Origin of the sequence: Pseudomonas sp. UYEF17, from assembly GCF_040546125.1 — a bacterium.
GTDB lineage: Bacteria > Pseudomonadota > Gammaproteobacteria > Pseudomonadales > Pseudomonadaceae > Aquipseudomonas > Aquipseudomonas putida_Z.
In genome coordinates this window covers 176388-194220 of record NZ_JBEPNE010000008.1, presented here as the reverse complement: position 1 = coordinate 194220, position 17833 = coordinate 176388, and the positions used below count along the sequence as shown (strand labels likewise).

Below are 17833 nucleotides of genomic sequence, written 5' to 3'. Positions count from 1 at the left end.
AGAGGCCAGCCCAGATTTCCCACTTTTCAAGAGCTACCGATGACCACCTACTCAGCCCCCCTGCGCGACATGCGCTTCGTCCTGCATGATGTGTTCAACGCCCCGGCCCTGTGGGCCCGCCTGCCTGCCCTGGCCGAGCGCATCGACGCCGATACCGCCGATGCCATCCTCGAGGAAGCAGCCAAGGTCACCGGCCAGCTGATTGCCCCGCTCAGCCGCAACGGTGACGAGCAAGGCGTGCGCTTTGCCGCAGGCGAAGTCACTACCCCTGACGGCTTCCGCGAGGCCTGGCACACCTACCGCGAAGGCGGTTGGGTCGGCCTGGGCGGCAACCCCGAGCACGGCGGCATGGGCATGCCGAAAATGCTCGGTGTGCTGTTCGAAGAAATGCTCTACGCCGCCGATTGCAGCTTCAGCCTGTATTCGGCGTTGAGCGCCGGCAGCTGCCTGGCGATCGATGCCCATGCCAGCGAAACGCTCAAGGCCACCTACCTGCCGCCCCTGTACGAAGGCCGCTGGGCCGGCACCATGTGCCTCACCGAACCCCATGCCGGCACCGACCTGGGGCTGATCCGCAGCCGCGCCGAGCCCCAGGCCGACGGCAGCTATCGCATCAGCGGCAGCAAGATCTTCATTACCGGCGGCGAACAGGACCTGACGGAGAATATCGTCCACCTGGTGCTGGCCAAGCTGCCGGATGCACCCACCGGCGCCAAGGGCATCTCGCTGTTCCTGGTGCCCAAGTACCTGGTCGAGGCCGATGGCCGCCTGGGGGCGCGCAACGCCGCCCATTGCGGCTCGATCGAACACAAGATGGGCATCAAGGCCTCGGCCACCTGCGTGATGAACTTCGATGGTGCCGTCGGCTACCTGGTGGGCGAACCGAACAAGGGCCTGGCGGCGATGTTCACCATGATGAACTACGAGCGCCTGTCCATCGGCATCCAGGGCATCGGCTGTGCCGAGGCGTCCTACCAGAGCGCCGCCCGCTACGCCAACGAGCGCCTGCAAAGCCGCGCCGCCAGCGGCCCGCAGGCACAGGACAAGGCTGCCGACCCGATCATCCACCACGGCGATGTGCGGCGCATGCTGCTGACCATGCGCACCCTCACCGAAGGTGGGCGGGCGTTTGCCGCCTACGTCGGCCAGCAGCTGGACCTGGCGCGCTACGCCGAAGACGCCGGCGAGCGCGAGCATGCGCAGCGCCTGGTGGCGCTGCTGACACCGGTGGCCAAGGCGTTCTTCACCGACAACGGCCTGGAAAGCTGCGTGCTCGGCCAGCAGGTGTATGGCGGCCATGGCTATATCCGCGAATGGGGCCAGGAGCAGCGGGTGCGCGACGTGCGCATCGCGCAGATCTATGAAGGCACCAACGGCATCCAGGCCCTCGACCTGCTCGGGCGCAAGGTGCTGGCCGACGGTGGCCAGGCGCTGGCCAGCTTTGCCGCCGAGGTGCGGGCCTTCAGCGTGGATGCGCCGCTGCACCGTGAAGCCCTGCAAGCGAGCCTGGCGCGGCTGGAGGCCACCAGCGCCTGGCTGCGGGGGCGGGCCGGCGAGGATGCCAACCTGGTCAGCGCGGTGGCGGTGGAATATTTGCAGCTGTTCGGGCTGACTGCGTATGCCTACATGTGGGCGCGGATGGCGGCGGTGGCGTTGGCCAGGCGTGACGAGGATGCCGCGTTTCATGGGGCCAAGCTTGCGTGTGCGGAATTCTTCTTCCAGCGGGTCTTGCCGCGCGGGTTGGGGCTTGAGGCCAGTATCCGGGCGGGTAGTGGCAGCCTTTATGGTTTGGAGGCGGCGCAGTTCTGATGAGCCGCTGGGGGCGCTATGCGCCCCTTTCGCGACACAAGGCCGCTCCCACAGGTATCGCACCAACCCATCGGGCAGCGCTGTACCTGTGGGAGCGGCCTTGTGTCGCGAAAGGGCTGCGCAGCAGCCCCAACGATTTCAGCCTGAATTTACCTGCGCGAAGGGTTCTCAAACGCTGGAAAACCATCACCAATCCGACGAAAACCGGCACAACTGATAGTCATTCGCCATTACCTCGGTTCTCGGGAGCCCTCCAGCAAGGGTAGAATGCGCAAAACCCGGAGCCGCAATGAACCACGACCGCCTCAATCCCAGCCCAGACGATGCCATCACCGACGCCGCCGCGCACTGGTGCATGCGCCTGCACGCCGAAGATTGCACGGCGGGCGAGCGCGAGGCGTTCGCCCGCTGGCTGGCGGCCGACCCGCGGCATGCCGAGGAATACCAGGCGATGCTGGAAATCTGGCAAACCGCCGACCTGCTGCCGCGCAATGCCACCGTCATCGACTTCAACCCGCCCGTGCAACAGGCCGCGCGCCCGCGCAACTGGCGGCCGCTGGCATCCGCTGCCGCAATCGCCCTGGCGGTGCTGCCGCTGGCCGGCTGGGTGGGCTGGGAGCAAGGCTGGCTGCCCAACCACTACCAGCACTTCGAAGCCGGCGCGCACATGCAGACCGTGCAGCTGAGCGACGGCAGCACGGTGCAGCTCAACCTCAACACCGAGCTCACCTACCTCAACTACAAGGACCAGCGCCAGGTCACGCTCAAGCGTGGCGAGGCGTTCTTCAAGGTGCAGCACGACAGCAGCCACCCGTTCATCGTGCATGCCGGTCGCGGCCAGACCCGCGTCACCGGCACCCAGTTCAACGTGTGGAAGTACCAGGACCAGGTCAAAGTCACCCTGGTGGAAGGTTCGGTACTGGTATCCAGCGACGGCAGCGCCGGTGGCTACCGCCTGGGCCCGGGGATGCAGGCCAGCTATCACAAGGGCGACTTCGAGCCGCAACTGGAGCAGAGCGACGACTACGGCAACAGCCTGGCCTGGCGCGACGGCAAGCTGGTGCTCGACAACCTGAGCCTGGAACAGGCCCTGCCGATTATCAACCGCTACCTCGACGCACCGCTGTTGCTGGCCGACGCCAGCACCGGCCGCATCCGCATCAGCGGCATCTACAACACCCGTGAGGTGGGGCGCCTGGTCAACAACCTGCCCAAGGTGCTGCCGGTCTACCTGACCCGCAGCAAGGACGGCAGCACCGTGCTCAACCGCATCTCGCCGCCGCCCGACAAGGGCTGACGCCCTCCCCCTACAGCGTCATCGCCGCCAACCAGCCGAACGCCAGCAGTGGCAGGTTGTAGTGGATGAAAGTGGGCACCACGGTGTCCCAGATATGGTGGTGCTGGCCATCCACGTTCAACCCCGAGGTCGGGCCCAGGGTCGAGTCCGAGGCAGGCGAGCCGGCGTCGCCCAGGGCACCGGCGGTACCAACGATGCACACGGTGGCCAGCGGGTCGAAGCCCAGCTGCACGCACAGCGGCACGAAGATCGCGGCCAGGATCGGCACGGTGGAGAACGACGAGCCGATGCCCATGGTCACCAGCAGGCCCACCAGCAGCATCAGCAAGGCACCGACGCCCTTGCTGTGGTCGATCCACTGCGCCGAGGTTTCCACCAGGCTCTTTACCTCACCGGTGGCCTTCATCACGTCGGCAAAGCCCGAGGCGGCAATCATGATGAAGCCGATCATGGCCATCATCTTCATGCCTTCGGTGAACAGGTCGTCAGTGTCCTTCCAGCGCACGATGCCCGACAGCGAGAAGATCAGGAAGCCGACCATGGCGCCGATGATCATCGAGTCCAGCCACAACTGGACGATGAACGCCGAGGCAATCGCCAGCCCGGCCACCAGCAGGGTCAGCGGGTTGTACTGCACGCTCACCTGCTCCACCTGCTCGATGCGCGCCAGGTCGTAGTCACGCTTCTTGCGGTAACTGATGAATACCGCCAGCAACAGGCCAGCCAGCATGCCGGCTGCCGGGATGGCCATGGCGTGGGTGACATTCACGCCACTCACGTCGACACCCGCGCGGGCAACGTTGGCCAGCAGGATTTCGTTGAGGAAGATGTTGCCAAAGCCCACCGGCAGGAACATGTACGGGGTGATCAGGCCGAAGGTGATCACGCAGGCGATCAGCCGGCGGTCGATGCGCAGGCGGGTCAGCACGTACAGCAGCGGCGGCACCAGCAAGGGGATGAAGGCGATGTGGATAGGCAGGATGTTCTGCGACGACACCGCCACCACCAGCATCAGGCCGACCAGCAACCATTTGACCTTGCCGCCATTGGCATGGCCCTGGCGGTCGATCATGGCCAGGGCGCGGTCGGCCAGGGCATGGGCCAGGCCGGACTTGGCGATGGCCACGGCAAAGGCGCCCAGCAGTGCATAGGACAGGGCCACCGTGGCCCCGCCGCCGAGCCCGCCGTTGAAGGCCTTGAGCGTACCCTCGATACCCAGGCCGCCTACCAGCCCACCGGCCAGGGCCCCGATGATCAGGGCGATGACCACGTGCACGCGGGACAGGCTGAGTATCAGCATGATGCCGACCGCGGCGATCACTGCATTCATGGTTGGCTTACCTCATTGCGACAGAAAAAAAGCGCGCACTCTGAAGCAGTGGGCAGCAGATGTCAAAAGCGCCATGTTGCGGCGGATTACACGGAGGGCTGAAATTTAAATTGAATGTTTGAATAAAGAAAAAATGGGATGGGCCGATATGGTGGGAAGGCTGGGAGATGCCTGGCTGGAGATTTCTGTCGCCTGTGAGATCGAGCGCCGCCCGCGCGGCGCTTCGCAGCACAAGGCTGCTCCTACATCTGTTTCGGGCCAGTTATTCCTGAGGTAGGGGCGCGCGGGCCCTTGGCGTCCACCTCGATACCGTGTCGGACAAACAAGGCGGTCGCGCGCGCTGGCGCAGGCTTTACTGGCCCGAAACAGATGTAGGAGCAGCCTTGTGCTGCGAAGCGCCGCGCGGGCGGCGCTCGATCTCACAGGCGACACACATCCCCAGCCAGGCACCTCTCAACCCCGCCCAGCCCCAAAGCCATAACCCTTACTGCCCAAAAAAAGGGACCCACCCCATGCCTTTGCGACAACTTTCCATCCAGTGGAAGATCACCCTGCTCGCCGGTCTCTGCCTGGCCGGCATCGTCACCCTGCTCGTCGGCCTGTCGCTGTACCGCATGGACCACAGCTCGGACCTGGTCAAGGCCAGCAGCATGCAGATGCTGACCGAGTCGGCGCAGTCGCGCATCGAGTCGCAGGGCGAGGTGCAGGCGCTGAACATCCGCCGCCAGTTCATGGACGCCTACCAGTACGGCGCCGGTTTCGCCCGCCAGGTGCTGTTCCTGCGCGAGCAGGCGGAAAAGCGCTTTCTCGATGCCTTCGACCTGCGCGAGGACATGACCCGCCAGGTGCGCGCCGCCCTGCAAGCCAACCCTGAGCTGCTCGGCCTGTCGCTGGTGTTCGAGCCCAACGCCCTGGACAACAAGGACAGCCTGTTCGCCGGCAAGGCGGATCTGGGCAGCAACGAAACCGGGCGCTTCGCCCTGTACTGGTCGCAGCCGCGTGTCGGCCAGTTGACGGCCATGGCCCTGCCCGAGCATGACATGGCCAACACCGAGATCGGCCCCAGCGGCCAGCCAGCCAATACCTGGTGGGTGTGCCCGCGCACATCCGGCAAGGTGTGCGTGGTGGAGCCCTACTTCTACGACATCGATGGCCAGCAGGTGCTGATGACCAGCATCGTCTTCCCGCTGGCAGTCGACGGCAAGGTGATCGCCACCCTGTCCATCGACATCAACCTCAACAGCCTGCAAGCCCTGAGCCAGGAGGCCAGCCGCAGCCTGTACGAAGGCCGCACCACGGTCGGCATCCTCAGCCCGGTCGGCCTGCTGGCCGGCTACAGCGCCGACGCCAGCAAGCTGGCCCAGCGCTTCGACCAGGTCGACACCGCCAAGGGTGCCGAACTGGTGCGCAAGCTGGCCGACGGCAAGATGACCATCGTGCACGACCAGCAGCGCCTGAAAGTGCTGGCCGCGTTCCGGCCGATTCCGGATGCCCAGCCCTGGGGCGTGCTGCTGGATGTGCCGGAAAACGCCCTGACCGGGCCGGCCGAAGCGCTGAAACAGGAACTGGACGCGCTGAACACCAGCGGCACCCTGCTGGAACTTGGCCTGGGCCTGGCGGCGGCGATTGCCGGCCTGCTGATGGTGTGGCTGATGGCCCGCGGCGTTACCCGGCCGATCCTCGGCGTGGCAAGCATGCTCAAGGACATCGCCAGCGGCGAAGGTGACCTGACCCGCCGCCTGACCTACCAGAAGCAGGACGAACTGGGCGAACTGGCCGGCTGGTTCAACCGCTTCCTCGACAAGCTGCAGCCGACCATCGCCGAGGTCAAACGCTCGGTGCAGGCCGCCCGTGGCACCGCCGACCAGTCTTCGGCAATTGCCACCCAGACCAGCGCCGGCATGGAGCAGCAGTACCGCCAGGTCGACCAGGTGGCCACTGCCTCGCACGAGATGAGTGCCACCGCCCAGGACGTCGCCCGCAGCGCCGCCCAGGCCGCGCAGGCCGCCCGCGACGCCGACCAGGCGACCCGTGAAGGCCTGGCGGTGATCGACCGCACCACCCACAGCATCGATGCCCTGGCCGCCGACATGAGCAACGCCATGGCCGAGGTGGAGGGCCTGGCGCAGAACAGCGAGAAGATCGGTTCGGTGCTGGAAGTGATCCGCTCGATCGCCGAGCAGACCAACCTGCTGGCGCTCAATGCCGCCATCGAGGCGGCCCGTGCCGGTGAAGCCGGCCGTGGCTTTGCCGTGGTCGCGGACGAGGTGCGCAACCTGGCCCAGCGTACCCAGGAATCGGTGGAAGAAACCCGCCAGGTGATCGAGGCTTTGCAGAACGGCACCCGCGAAGTGGTCGGTGCCATGGACAACAGCCACCGCCAGGCCCAGGGCGGCGTGCAGCAGGTTGGCCAGGCCGTCACCGCGCTGCAGCGCATCGGCCAGGCAGTGACGGTGATCACCGACATGAACCTGCAGATCGCCTCGGCCGCCGAGGAGCAGAGCGCAGTGGCCGAGGAGATCAACAGCAACGTGGCAACCATCCGTGATGTCACCGAATCGCTGTCGGGGCAGGCCAACGAGTCGGCGCGCGTAAGCCAGTCGCTGAACAGCCTGGCCAACCAGCAACAGGCGCTGATGGACCAGTTCCGCGTCTGAGCCGCCTGCAGGCCGCTGCCAATCGCGTGCAGCGGCCTTCCTGCCGGGCCTGGAGCCGGTCGTCTACACTTGCGGCAACTCAGTAGCGCCACTCCAAGAGGCCCCATGAAAAAGATTCCGACGTTGCTGGCCGGCCTGTTGCTCGCCGTAGGCCTGGCCAGCACCGACAGCGCCGCCTCGGCAGAACGCACCACGCCCATTCGCTTTGGTGCCATCGGCTGGGAAAGCGGTGCCCTCACCACCGAGATCCTGCGGCTGATCGTGGAGCGTGGCTACGGCTACACCACCGACACCCTGCCCGGCAGCACCGTCAGCATGGAAGTGGCCCTGGCGCGCAACGACCTGCAGGTAATCGCCGAGGAATGGGCCGGGCGCAGTCCGGCCTGGGTCAAGGCAGAACAGGCCGGCCAGGTGTTCGCCTTGGGCGACACGGTCAAGAACGCCGAAGAAGGCTGGTGGGTGCCGGCCTACGTGATCGAAGGCGATGCGGCACGCAAGCTGAACCCCGTGGCGCCGGAATTGCGCAGCGTCGAGGACCTGAAGCGTTACCCGCAGGTGTTCCGCGACCCCGAGTCACCCGACAAAGGGCGTTTTCTGAATAGCCCCAGCGGCTGGACATCCGAAACCGTCAACAGCCAGAAACTCAAGGCCTACGGGCTGAATGATCTCTATACCAACTTCCGCAGTGGCTCCGGGGCTGCAATGGATGCCGAAATCGGCTCGGCCATCCGCCGTGGCCAGCCGGTGCTGTTCTACTACTGGAACCCGACCCCTTTGATGGGGCGTTACAAACTCATACGCCTGCAAGAGCCGCCGTTCGATGCCCAGGCCTGGGCCACCCTGACTGATGCCGGCAACCCCGAGCCCAAGGGCAGCAGCTCGCTGCCGGCCAAGTTGTCGATTGGCGTATCCAAGGCCTTTCGCGAGGGCTACCCGGAGCTGGTGAGGGTGTTCGAGCGGGTCGACCTGCCCATCGACCGTCTGAACAAGGCACTGGCCGACATGAGCGAAAAGCGCACGCCGCCCCGCGACGCTGCCCTCACCTTCCTGCGCGATAACCGCGAGGTGTGGAAAGCCTGGTTGCCTGCGGACATTGCCAGCAAGGTCGAGGGCAGCCTGTGAGCGGCGGCTTCCCCGAAGCCCTGCGATTCTCCTTTGCCGACAGCGTCAACCGGCTGGTCGACTGGCTGGTGCTGCATTACGGCGATCACCTGCGCAGCGTCTCGGACCAGTTGCTGCAACTGCTGGTCGGCCTGGAAACCCTGCTGCGCCTGCTGCCGTGGTGGCTGCTGCTGTTGCTGATCGGCCTGCTGGCCTGGCATGCCAGCCGCAGCGTACTGCGCAGCGCGGTACTGGTGGCGCTGCTGGCCCTGATCGGCATGCTCGGGTTGTGGGACAAACTGCTGCAGACCATGGCGTTGGTGCTGGTCAGTACCGGCCTCTGCGTGCTGGTGGGCGTGCCGCTGGGCATCCTGCTGGCTGCCCGGCCGCTGGCGAAGCGGTTGCTGTTACCGGTACTGGATGTGATGCAGACCTTGCCGGCCTTTGTTTACCTGATCCCGGTGCTGATGCTGTTCGGCCTGGGCAAGGTGCCCGCCGTGTTCGCCACGCTGATCTATGCCCTGCCACCGCTGGTGCGGCTGACCGAACTGGGCCTGAGCCAGATCGACCCTTCGCTGCTGCAAGCCGCCCATGGCCTGGGTGCCAGCCGCTGGCAGCGGTTGCGGCGCATCGCCCTGCCGCTGGCGCTGCCGAGCATCATGGCCGGGCTCAACCAGTCGGTGATGATGGCCCTGTCGATGGTGGTGGTGGCTTCGATGATTGGCGCCCGCGGGCTGGGCGAGGATGTGCTGTCGGGGATCCAGACCCTGAATGTCGGCCAAGGCGTCGAGGCCGGGCTGGCGATCGTCGCCCTTGCCATGGTGATCGACCGGATCAGCCAGGCTTATGGGCGTGGTGGGCGTTGAGCAGTGCTGCCTGCCCCGGCCCTATCGCCGGCAAGCCAGCTCCCACAGGGTGCCGTACCTGTGGGAGCTGGCTTGCCGGCGATAGGGCCGGGCCTGACAATGCAGCTCTGTCAGCTTGAAACCGGACCTCACCCGCATGTCCCTCAAAGCCTTGCGCACCCTGGTGACCATCGCCCGCCACGGCACCTTCGCCCGTGCCGCCGACCTGCTCAGCCTCACCCCTTCGGCGGTGAGCCTGCACATCAAGACCCTCGAAGACGAACTGCAGGTGACCTTGTTCGACCGCAGCCGCAGGCAGGTGTCGCTGACCGAAGCCGGCCAGCTGGCGGTGGCCCGCGCCGAGACCATCCTGGCTAGCTATGACGAACTGGCCGACGCCCTGGCCAGCGGCCCGAGCCTGCGCGGCCGCCTGCGCCTGGGGGCGATCCACACGGTGCTGGCGCGGCGCCTGCCCAAGGCGCTGGTGTGGATCAAGGCGCACCATCCGCAGCTGCATGTCAGCGTGGCCTCCGGCATGTCGGCAGAACTGGCACGGCGGGTGGAAGACGGCGAACTCGATGCGGCGATCACCACCGAGCCGGTCAGCCCCTACCCACAAAGCCTGGACTTCACGCCGTTGTTCGAAGACCGCTTCTGGGCCATCGCCAGCCCCGACCTGGCCGGGTTAAGCGTGCCGCAGTTGCTGGCCAGCCAGCCGTTCCTGCGCTTCGACAAGCGTGCCTGGGCCGGGCGGCAGATCGAGCAGGAGCTGCGCCGCCAGCATCTGCAGGTGAGCGAGCAGATGGAGCTGGACAGCCAGGAAGCGCTGGCGCGCATGGCGGTGATGGGCCTGGGCGTGGCAATCATCCCCATGGCCGATGACGACCTGCAACGCTTGCCACCGGCCACCTGCCTGCCGTTTGGCGACCCGCAGCTGACCCGGCGGGTGGTGTTGCTGGAGCATGAGAAGAGCCAGCGGCGGCATTTGAGTGCGGTGCTGAAGACTGCGCTGGAGGCGTGAAGGTTCGCAGGGCCTTGTAGGAGCGGCCTTGTGTCGCGAAAGGGCCGCAAAGCGGCCCCGGCAATTTTGTGGCGATGCCGATATCCTGGAGGCGCTTCGCCCCCCTTTCGCGACACAAGGCCGCTCCTACAAGAGCCAGTGTCGACTTCAACCATGCATTTTTTCTCAATGGTCAGTGCAGAAAACAACGTTTTTACAGATCGATCCGCACCAGTAGTCTGTGCCCCGTACCCGACCACGGAACGTCGATCATGCTCCACCTGCTGCTGACTACCCTGCTGCCGATCATCCTGCTGATTGCCCTGGGCACTTTCCTGCGCCTGCGCGGCTTCCTCGCCGATAACTTCTGGCCCGGCGCCGAGCGCCTGAGCTATTACGTACTGCTGCCGTCGCTGTTTCTCCATGGCCTTGCCACCGCCAACCTCGATGGCGTGCCGGTGCTGGGCATGGTCGGCGTGCTGATGCTCTCGACCCTGGCCGGGGCCGTGCTGCTGGTGCTGTACCAGGGCGCAATCAACCACGACGGTGCCGACTTCACCTCGGTGTTCCAGGGCGGCATCCGCTTCAACAACTACATCGGCGCCACCCTTGCAGCGGGTATCTACGGCAGCGCCGGCATCGCCCTGGCGGCGGTGGCCAACGCCGCCATCGTGCCACTGGTGAACCTGCTTTGCGTGCTGGTGTTCGCCCGCTTCAGTGCCCGCCATAGCTCACCGGCCACAGTGCTGCGGGCCATCTTCGCCAACCCCTTGATCGTCGGTTGCGCCGGCGGGTTGCTGCTGCGCGCCAGCGGGCTGGGCCTGCCAGCGGGTATCGAACCCACGGTCAAGGCCCTGGGCCAGGCCGCCCTGCCGCTGGGCCTGCTGTGCGTCGGCGCAGCCCTGGGTGGTGCCCGCCTGGGCCAGCAGGTGCGCCCGCTGATGGCGGCGTCGGCATTCAAGTTCCTGGTCATGCCGCTGACCACCTGGGGCTTGTGCCGCCTGCTTGGCCTGGGTGGCCAGGCAGCGGTGGTGGCGGTGCTGTTCCAGGCACTGCCGACCGCGTCATCTTCCTATGTGATGGCCCGGCAAATGGGCGGTAACGCACCGCTGATGGCCACCATCATCGCCCTGCAGACCGTGTTGGCCGCCGCCACCCTGCCTTTGGTGCTGATGCTCGCGCTTGGCTAGACTGTGAACCAGCCCACAGTTCGGGAGCTTGCATCATGCGCCTTTCGTGGATGGTGATCGGCCTGGTTTCGGCCCTGCTCGCAGGCCCCTTGCACGCGGCCGACCCGGCCAAGGCTGCCGTCGCCGAGGACAAGGCCGAGGTGCTCGAGGAAAAAGTGGTGAATGACACACCACCCCCGAAAAAGGCCGAGACCCTCACACCGGGCGAAGCGCAGGCAGTGGACCCGGCCGGCCAGGCGCCGCTGGATGACAGCATCACCTGCCTGGCCCGCACCATCTACTGGGAGGCCAAGGGTGCCGACGCCGAAGACATGGCCGCCGTGGCCAACGTCGTGCTCAACCGCCTGGGCCACGATGGCTTCCCGGATACCATCTGCGGCGTGGTCAAGCAGGGTGTGGAAAGCAAGGCCTGCCAGTTCTCCTGGTGGTGCGACGGGCGCCCGGACCAGGTCGAAGAAGCGCAACGCTACGGCATTGCCAAGGAAATCGCGCGCAAGGCGCTCAACCAGCAGTTGAAAGACCGCACCGGAGGTGCCTTGTACTTCCATGACCGCAATGTGCGCCCGGACTGGGCCAAAGCCTACCGCCGGACGGCGCAGACCCGGCATTTTCTGTTCTACAAACCGAACCAGGCGGTGGCGCGCTGATACCCGCCGGGGCGCCGGCAAACGGGCTGACCGCTGTGCTTCGATAAGAATGATTACCAACTGTTCGCACTTTTCCGATGATCAGTGGTCTACTCCCTCTTTTGCCGCCAGCAACGAATGCCGGCGTTTTCATTGCTTTGCACGATCCCGGGCCAAAAGCCCCGGGCTTGTGTAGGATGAGCAGCGCAAACCACGACGCTGCCAGTCATAGGGAGATCCACATGCGCGTCCTGTCATCCGTTGCCGCCTTGTCGCTGGGCCTGGTCGTTTCGGCCGGGGCACTGGCTGCCACCGGCGAAGAGGCGCAACTGATCGATTCGATCAATGTCTACCGCAGCAAGGCCCAGCCCTGCGGTGGCGAAGCGTCGTTGGAGCTGCCGCCGCTCAACAGCGATACCCGCCTGGCGCTGTCGCCAGAGGGTACCCGCGACCTGCAGCAGGCCATGACCCGCGCCGCCTACCCGATGGTCAATGTGCAGGCCATCAGCCTGTCGGGGCCGCGTGATGCGCGCGCTGCCATGCACGCCATCGAAGAGAGCTTCTGCCAGGTGGTGCTCGACCCGCAGTTCGTCGATATCGGCGTCAGCCAGGAAGGCCGCGACTGGCGCATCGTGCTGGCCCGGCCGCTGCTCAGTGGCCGCCTGGGCGACTGGCAGGCCGAGGGGCAGAAGGTGCTGCAGGAGATCAACGCCGCGCGCAAGGTGCCGCGCCAATGCGGTGGCCAGCCCTTCGCCGCCGCCCCCGCGCTGAGCTGGAGCACGGTGCTGGCCGGGGTTGCCGCCAACCACACCCGGGCCATGGCCAACCAGAACTTCTTCGACCACATCGACAAGGATGGCCGCACCCCCGGTGACCGGGCAGAGCTGGCCGGCTACCTGTACCAGCAGATCGGCGAAAACATCGCCGCCGGGCGTGACACCGCGCGCAAGGTGGTCGATGGCTGGCTGGATAGCCCGGGGCATTGCGCGACGCTGATGAACCCGGACTTCCGCGAGCTGGGCGCAGCTTATGCAGTGGACCCGAAGAGTGATGCGGGGATTTACTGGACAGGGTTGTTCGGGACGCCGCAGTAGACCCGGCTGACGCGCTTTATGTAGGAGCGGCCTTGTGTCGCGAAAGGGCCGCAAAGCGGCCCCGGCAGTTTTGCATTGATGCCAAGATACCGGGGGCGCTTCGCACCCCTTTCGCGACACAAGGCCGCTCCTACAGAGTGCGCGCCGGGCTTCAGGGCGAGATATTGCCGTCACGCAACGCTTGGGCCGTGCAACCAAACCGTCGCCGCACGCACTTGCCCAGGTAACTGGCATCGCCCAGGCCCACTTCATCGGCAATCTGCGCCAGGCTGTGGCTGGAATTGAGCAAGCGCCAGCGCGCCTGTTGCAGGCGCATCTCCAGCCACCAGGCCTTGGCGCTCATGCCGTGGCTGGCGTGAAACTGCCGGTCCAGCTGGCGCCGGCTGATGCCCAACTCCGCCGCCAACTGCTCCACCGCCAACGGCGTTCCCAGGTGATGACGCATCAACGCCTGCGCGCGCTGCACCTGCCGCCCCTGCCCCGTCCCCAGTTCCAGGGAACGCAAGGCATGGCGGCTATCGCGGGTTTCATCCACCAGCATGTCGGCCAGGCCCTTGAGCGCCCGGGCCCGCCCGCAGGCGCGTGACAACAGGGCGACGGCCAGGTCGATGGCCGCGGTGCCGCCAGCGCAGGTGATGCGGCTACCGTCGATGCAATACAGCTGCTCACTCAGCACCTGCAAATGCGGGAAGGCCGCACGAAATTCGGCTTCGTGGCGCCAATGCACCACTCCCTTGTGCCCCTGCAGCAACCCGCAGGCGGCCAACAGGAAAGCACCGTTGTCGACCCCCACCAGCTTGACGCCAGCCTTGCCGGCCTGCCTGAGCAAGGCCCGGTAGCGAGGCGCCAGCGCGGCAGTGGCCATGGCGTTGCGCCCGCCGAACACCACCAGGTAGTCGAAACTGGCCAGCTCGAGCTGGCCAGCCACGGCCTCGACCTGCACCACAGCGCCGCTGCTCGACGGCACCGGGTCGAGGGTCAGCCCTGCCACGGTCCAGCTGCAGTAGCGCTGCTGGCTGTAGTCCTCGTCGTCGGCGCTGAAACGCAACTTGTCGAGAAAGGCGCCGAACGGCAGCAGGGCAAAATCCGGTAATGGCAAGATCAGCAAGCGGATATCGGGCAGCATTGGCATCGCGTCCAGAAACGACCATTCAATGTCCGGATCATACCCTTGCCGGCCAAGGTCGGCGCCATAGACTGACGCCCTCCCCATCAACAAGGCATTCCCCACCATGGCACTCGACACCTGGCTCATCTACCTGCTGGCCAGCATCGGCCTGTCGCTGACCCCGGGCCCCAACAGCCTGCTGGCCCTGACCCACGGCGCCCTGTATGGCGCACGCCGGACGTTGTTCACCATCGTCGGCGGGGTGTTTGGCTTCAGCGCCCTGATCGCCTTGGCCATGTTCGGCCTCAGCGCATTGCTGCAGGCCTCGGCCTCGGTGCTGAGCGTGCTCAAGTGGATGGGTGGCGCCTATCTGATCTGGCTGGGTATCCAGCTGTGGCGCAGCCCGGGCCTGCACCTGGAACTGACCGCGCAAAGCGCGCGGCTGGGCAATGCCGGCCTGTTCCGCCAAGGCCTGCTGTCGGCCATGGCCAACCCCAAGGTGCTGCTGTTCTACGGTGCTTTCCTGCCACAGTTCATCGACCCGCAGCGTGGGTTGCTGCTGCAGTTCGTGGTGATGGCGGCAACCTTTGCCAGCGTCGAGTTCCTGGTCGAATACCTGTTGGCACGCCTGGCGTTTCGCATCCGGCCATGGCTGGCCAAGGGCGGTAAAGGCTTCAATCGCTGCTGCGGCAGCCTGTTTGCCTTGATTGGTGTGGCGTTGCCGCTTGGGCGGTAGCACTACGCAAAGGCTGTCGCGATCCTTGTAGGAGCGGCCTTGTGTCGCGATGGGGCGCGCAGCGGCCCCGGGATATCGGCTTCGCTGCTGATATTGCCGGGGCCGCTGCGCGCCCCATCGCGACACAAGGCCGCTCCTACAGGGATCGCGACAACCTGTGGGCTCGCATTCAACCGCGGCGCGCTTTGGCCAGGAAGATGAGCAAGGCCACGCCCGGCAACCCCGCCCCCACCAGCGCCACACCCTGCCAGCCAAACTGGCTGAACACCGCACTGGCCACCGCCGAACCCAGCGCCCCACCCAGGAAGATGCTGGTCATGTACACCGCGTTCAGCCGCCCGCGGCTGGCCGGGTCCAGCGCGTACACTTCACGCTGGCCGATGACCATGTTCATCTGCACCGCAAAATCCAGCAGCACGCCGGTCAGGCCCAGGCCGATCACGCTGTAGCCCGGCACCGTCAGCCCCAGCAACAGTGCCGCCGGCGCCAGCAACAACGCCAACAGCGAACCGGCCCGGGCATGCCCGGCATCGGCCAGGCGGCCGGCCATGGGTGCGGCAACGGCGCCCACCGCGCCCACCAGGGCGAATACCGCGATCTGGCTCTGCGACAGGCCATGCTCGGTTGCCAGGGCCATCGGCACCGCCGTCCAGTAAAGGCTGAACGCCGCGAACATCAACGCCTGGTACAGCGAGCGCTGGCGCAGCAAGGGATAACGGCGCAGCAGCGTGAGCAGCGACAGCATCAGCCCGGCATAGCTGGCCTTGTGCTCGGGCACCCGCCGCGGCAAGGTCAGAGCCAACAGCAGGATGATCGCCAGCATCACCCCGGCAGCGCCAATGAACACCGCACGCCAGCCGAGGTAGTCGGCCACCAGGCTGGACAACGGCCGCGCCAGCAGGATACCCAGCAGCAGGCCGCCCATGATGTTGCCGACCACCCGCCCACGCTGCTGCTCCGGCGCCAGGTGCGCCGCCAGCGGGATGAGCATCTGCACCGCCACGGAACTGAAACCGATCAGCAGTGCATAGCCGAGGAACAGCTGGCCCTGGCCGCTGCTGCTGGTGCCCGCCAGCAGCAGGCTGACGCAGGCCAGCACGGCGGTAGCCACCATCAAGCGGCGGTTTTCCAACAGGTCGGCCAGCGGTACCAGCAACAGCAGGCCCAACGCATAGCCCAGCTGCGTGAGCGAAACGATCAGGCTGGCATGCTCGGTGGACAGCCCCAGGTCCGGGGCGATCAGGCCGACGATGGGTTGGGCATAGTAGATATTGGCGACGATCGCGCCGCAGCAGAACGCCAGCAGGGCGACCAGGGCCCGGCTGAGGCCGGTTACTGCAGGCTGCGCGGCGGCAAGGGAGGGATTCATGCGAGTGTCCTCGGCAATGGCTGGAATATGCCGGCCACCTTACCCAGACGCGCTCCTGGCGAGAATCCAGCGCTGGCGCAACAGGGCTTTGCGCACTGCGCAACACTAGGTGCTGCGCTGCAGCAAATTTTCGCAAAAGTCGATAAAGGCATTCACCCGCCGCGAACCACGATGGTTGGGCAGGTACAGGGCGTTGATGCTGTCATTGGCCGCGCCGGGGCTGGCCTGCCAATCGGGGAACAAGCGTTGCAGGCGCCCGGCCGCCACATCCTCACGTACCAGCCAGTCGGCCAACAATGCGATACCGCTGCCCGCCAGTGCGGTTTCGCGCAGCATGTCGGCATTGGCACTGCGCAAAGGCCCGCTCACATCCAGTTCCAGACTGTCCTGCCCACGGGCCAGGCGCCAGGGGCGCCCTTTCTGCCCGTAGCGAAAGCGCAGGCAGGCGTGCTCGAGCAGCTGCCGCGGATGCTCCAGCGCGTCATGCCCGGCCAGGTAGCCCGGGCTGGCCACCAGCCAACGCTGAAAGCGACCCAGCTGGCGGCATACCAGCTCGTCATTGGGCGACGGGTCGCCCAGGCGGATCGACAGGTCATAGCGCCCGTCAAGCAGGTCATCCAGGCGGTCGCTGAGGTCGATGTCCAGCTCCAGAGCTGGATGTTGCGCCAAAAACGGCCCCAGGTGCGGGGCGATGACCCGCCTGCCGAACTCCACCGGCAAGCACAGGCGCAGCACACCGACAGGCTCCTCGCCCCGATCGGCGACACTGGCATCGGCCTCGTCCAGGGCCTCGAAAATACCCCGCGCGCGCTCGTAATAACGGGCGCCGGCCTCGGTCAGGCTGACCTGGCGGGTGGAGCGGTTGAGCAAGGTAGTGCCCAACGCTGCTTCCAGGGCATCGACCAGGCGCGTCACCGACGATGTCGCCAGCCCGAGCCGGCGTGCGGCGGCAGAAAAGCCCTGGGCATCGACGGTGGCCACGAACATCTTCATCGCCAGGAGTTTGTCCATTTGTTGCCCGTCTTCCAAATCCCGGAAAGTTCTTACAAACAGCCGGGCCGGTCAAGAAGCGCGGCGTACGGCAATTGCGTCCATAGTGGAACCACCCCCTTCCAAACGAGGTTTTCCATGATCCCGACCAACCTGCTGACTGCCCTGCCCCCTTGCGACCCCACCAGCGCCGAATGGGTCGACCAACTGCTCAGCCGCCCGGGCGTGCGCGTGGAACGTATCGTCTCCAGCGGCCAGGCCAGCCCGCCCGGTTTCTGGTACGACCAGGCCGAAGGCGAATGGATCGTGCTGCTCAGTGGCGCCGCCGGCCTGCGCTTCGAGCACGAGAGCCACACCCGCCTGCTGGCGCCGGGCGATTGCCTGGATATCCCGCCGCATTACCGCCACCGCGTGGAGTGGACCGCCCCCGGCACCGCCACCATCTGGCTCGCGGTGTTCTACAGCAGCGGCACTCCTTGGCCGGCGTGAATCCGGTAATCGAAACTCGAACGTGGGTTACCCAACCGACATGAACACCCTGTTTACTGCAATTTTAAACGCATGATCTAGACTTTTAGCCACACCTTGCAGAGTTCAGCCCTGCGACAATCCGCCCCACAAAATTATGTACCAACTTGTTAATTAGCAAGCTAAGAGATTACACTGCGCGCATTCCACCTG

15 protein-coding genes and 1 pseudogene are annotated in these 17833 nt (G+C 66.0%); 12 read left to right on the top strand and 4 right to left on the bottom strand.

Annotated elements, in window-relative coordinates; all coding sequences use genetic code 11:
• The first annotated feature begins 39 nt into the window (after window positions 1–39).
• A complete protein-coding gene (locus ABIB24_RS15175) occupies window positions 40–1809 on the top strand; it encodes an acyl-CoA dehydrogenase C-terminal domain-containing protein (protein ID WP_354316827.1) in 1770 nt (589 codons plus the stop codon).
• Window positions 1810–2098: 289 nt separating this feature from the next.
• Window positions 2099–3106, top strand: coding sequence for a FecR family protein (locus ABIB24_RS15170; RefSeq protein WP_274078800.1), 1008 nt, complete (start codon window positions 2099–2101; stop codon window positions 3104–3106).
• A gap of 10 nt (window positions 3107–3116) precedes the next feature.
• Here ABIB24_RS15170 and ABIB24_RS15165 read toward each other — a convergent pair whose 3' ends face one another.
• Complete coding sequence (locus tag ABIB24_RS15165; protein ID WP_025338869.1) at window positions 3117–4436, bottom strand: Na+/H+ antiporter family protein; 1320 nt, start codon at window positions 4434–4436, stop codon at window positions 3117–3119.
• A 512-nt stretch (window positions 4437–4948) separates the two neighbouring features.
• Here ABIB24_RS15165 and ABIB24_RS26870 point away from each other — a divergent pair.
• From ABIB24_RS26870 to ABIB24_RS15130, 8 genes and pseudogenes are all read left to right on the top strand, one after another.
• Window positions 4949–6235 (top strand): annotated as a pseudogene (locus ABIB24_RS26870) (methyl-accepting chemotaxis protein); the annotation flags it as partial.
• Window positions 6236–6337: 102 nt separating this feature from the next.
• Complete coding sequence (locus tag ABIB24_RS26865; RefSeq protein ID WP_370290277.1) at window positions 6338–7093, top strand: methyl-accepting chemotaxis protein; 756 nt, start codon at window positions 6338–6340, stop codon at window positions 7091–7093.
• A 105-nt stretch (window positions 7094–7198) separates the two neighbouring features.
• On the top strand, window positions 7199–8215 hold the full coding sequence (locus tag ABIB24_RS15155; RefSeq protein WP_354316826.1) for an ABC transporter substrate-binding protein: 1017 nt from the start codon (window positions 7199–7201) through the stop codon (window positions 8213–8215).
• Window positions 8212–9060: an ABC transporter permease gene (locus ABIB24_RS15150; RefSeq protein WP_137163736.1), complete on the top strand. Its 849-nt coding sequence runs from the start codon at window positions 8212–8214 to the stop codon at window positions 9058–9060. The genes ABIB24_RS15155 and ABIB24_RS15150 overlap by 4 nt, the downstream gene beginning before the upstream one ends.
• 136 nt (window positions 9061–9196) lie before the next feature.
• A complete protein-coding gene (locus tag ABIB24_RS15145) occupies window positions 9197–10060 on the top strand; it encodes a LysR family transcriptional regulator (RefSeq protein WP_085705253.1) in 864 nt (287 codons plus the stop codon).
• Between the two features lie 251 nt (window positions 10061–10311).
• A complete protein-coding gene (locus ABIB24_RS15140) occupies window positions 10312–11229 on the top strand; it encodes an AEC family transporter (RefSeq protein WP_075045014.1) in 918 nt (305 codons plus the stop codon).
• A 35-nt stretch (window positions 11230–11264) separates the two neighbouring features.
• The gene (locus tag ABIB24_RS15135; RefSeq protein ID WP_075045013.1) at window positions 11265–11876 is read left to right on the top strand and encodes a cell wall hydrolase; all 612 of its coding nucleotides are present in this window, start codon (window positions 11265–11267) and stop codon (window positions 11874–11876) included.
• A gap of 221 nt (window positions 11877–12097) precedes the next feature.
• Window positions 12098–12949 carry a CAP domain-containing protein gene (locus ABIB24_RS15130; protein WP_025338862.1) on the top strand — a complete coding sequence of 284 codons (852 nt, stop codon included), beginning with the start codon at window positions 12098–12100 and terminating at the stop codon, window positions 12947–12949.
• 151 nt (window positions 12950–13100) lie between these two features.
• Here the strand turns inward: ABIB24_RS15130 and ABIB24_RS15125 are convergent, their stop codons facing one another.
• Entirely contained in the window at window positions 13101–14075 is a 975-nt protein-coding gene (locus tag ABIB24_RS15125) for a GlxA family transcriptional regulator (protein ID WP_354316825.1), read from the bottom strand.
• A gap of 106 nt (window positions 14076–14181) precedes the next feature.
• On the opposite strand from ABIB24_RS15125, the gene ABIB24_RS15120 reads away from it, so the two are divergent.
• Entirely contained in the window at window positions 14182–14793 is a 612-nt protein-coding gene (locus ABIB24_RS15120; RefSeq protein ID WP_137163735.1) for a LysE family translocator, read from the top strand.
• 169 nt (window positions 14794–14962) lie between these two features.
• Here ABIB24_RS15120 and ABIB24_RS15115 read toward each other — a convergent pair whose 3' ends face one another.
• Window positions 14963–16162, bottom strand: a complete 1200-nt coding sequence (locus ABIB24_RS15115; RefSeq protein ID WP_025338859.1) for an MFS transporter — start codon at window positions 16160–16162, stop codon at window positions 14963–14965.
• Window positions 16163–16267: 105 nt separating this feature from the next.
• Entirely contained in the window at window positions 16268–17173 is a 906-nt protein-coding gene (locus ABIB24_RS15110) for a LysR family transcriptional regulator (protein WP_025338858.1), read from the bottom strand.
• Window positions 17174–17290: 117 nt separating this feature from the next.
• Here ABIB24_RS15110 and ABIB24_RS15105 point away from each other — a divergent pair, with 117 nt between their 5' ends.
• On the top strand, window positions 17291–17641 hold the full coding sequence (locus ABIB24_RS15105; RefSeq protein ID WP_046615410.1) for a cupin domain-containing protein: 351 nt from the start codon (window positions 17291–17293) through the stop codon (window positions 17639–17641).
• Window positions 17642–17833: the final 192 nt, after the last annotated feature.

Bases quoted from the DNA above. Each gene is read 5' to 3' on its own strand.
- ABIB24_RS15165 (WP_025338869.1), bottom strand. From the start codon at position 4,436: ATGAATGCAGTGATCGCCGCGGTCGGCATCATGCTGATACTCAGCCTG.
- ABIB24_RS26865 (WP_370290277.1), top strand. From the start codon at position 6,338: ATGGAGCAGCAGTACCGCCAGGTCGACCAGGTGGCCACTGCCTCGCAC.
- ABIB24_RS15140 (WP_075045014.1), top strand. From the start codon at position 10,312: ATGCTCCACCTGCTGCTGACTACCCTGCTGCCGATCATCCTGCTGATT.
- ABIB24_RS15130 (WP_025338862.1), top strand. From the start codon at position 12,098: ATGCGCGTCCTGTCATCCGTTGCCGCCTTGTCGCTGGGCCTGGTCGTT.
- ABIB24_RS15170 (WP_274078800.1), top strand. From the start codon at position 2,099: ATGAACCACGACCGCCTCAATCCCAGCCCAGACGATGCCATCACCGAC.
- ABIB24_RS15145 (WP_085705253.1), top strand. From the start codon at position 9,197: ATGTCCCTCAAAGCCTTGCGCACCCTGGTGACCATCGCCCGCCACGGC.
- ABIB24_RS15135 (WP_075045013.1), top strand. From the start codon at position 11,265: ATGCGCCTTTCGTGGATGGTGATCGGCCTGGTTTCGGCCCTGCTCGCA.
- ABIB24_RS15175 (WP_354316827.1), top strand. From the start codon at position 40: ATGACCACCTACTCAGCCCCCCTGCGCGACATGCGCTTCGTCCTGCAT.
- ABIB24_RS15155 (WP_354316826.1), top strand. From the start codon at position 7,199: ATGAAAAAGATTCCGACGTTGCTGGCCGGCCTGTTGCTCGCCGTAGGC.
- ABIB24_RS15110 (WP_025338858.1), bottom strand. From the start codon at position 17,173: ATGGACAAACTCCTGGCGATGAAGATGTTCGTGGCCACCGTCGATGCC.
- ABIB24_RS15120 (WP_137163735.1), top strand. From the start codon at position 14,182: ATGGCACTCGACACCTGGCTCATCTACCTGCTGGCCAGCATCGGCCTG.
- ABIB24_RS15125 (WP_354316825.1), bottom strand. From the start codon at position 14,075: ATGCTGCCCGATATCCGCTTGCTGATCTTGCCATTACCGGATTTTGCC.
- ABIB24_RS15115 (WP_025338859.1), bottom strand. From the start codon at position 16,162: ATGAATCCCTCCCTTGCCGCCGCGCAGCCTGCAGTAACCGGCCTCAGC.
- ABIB24_RS15105 (WP_046615410.1), top strand. From the start codon at position 17,291: ATGATCCCGACCAACCTGCTGACTGCCCTGCCCCCTTGCGACCCCACC.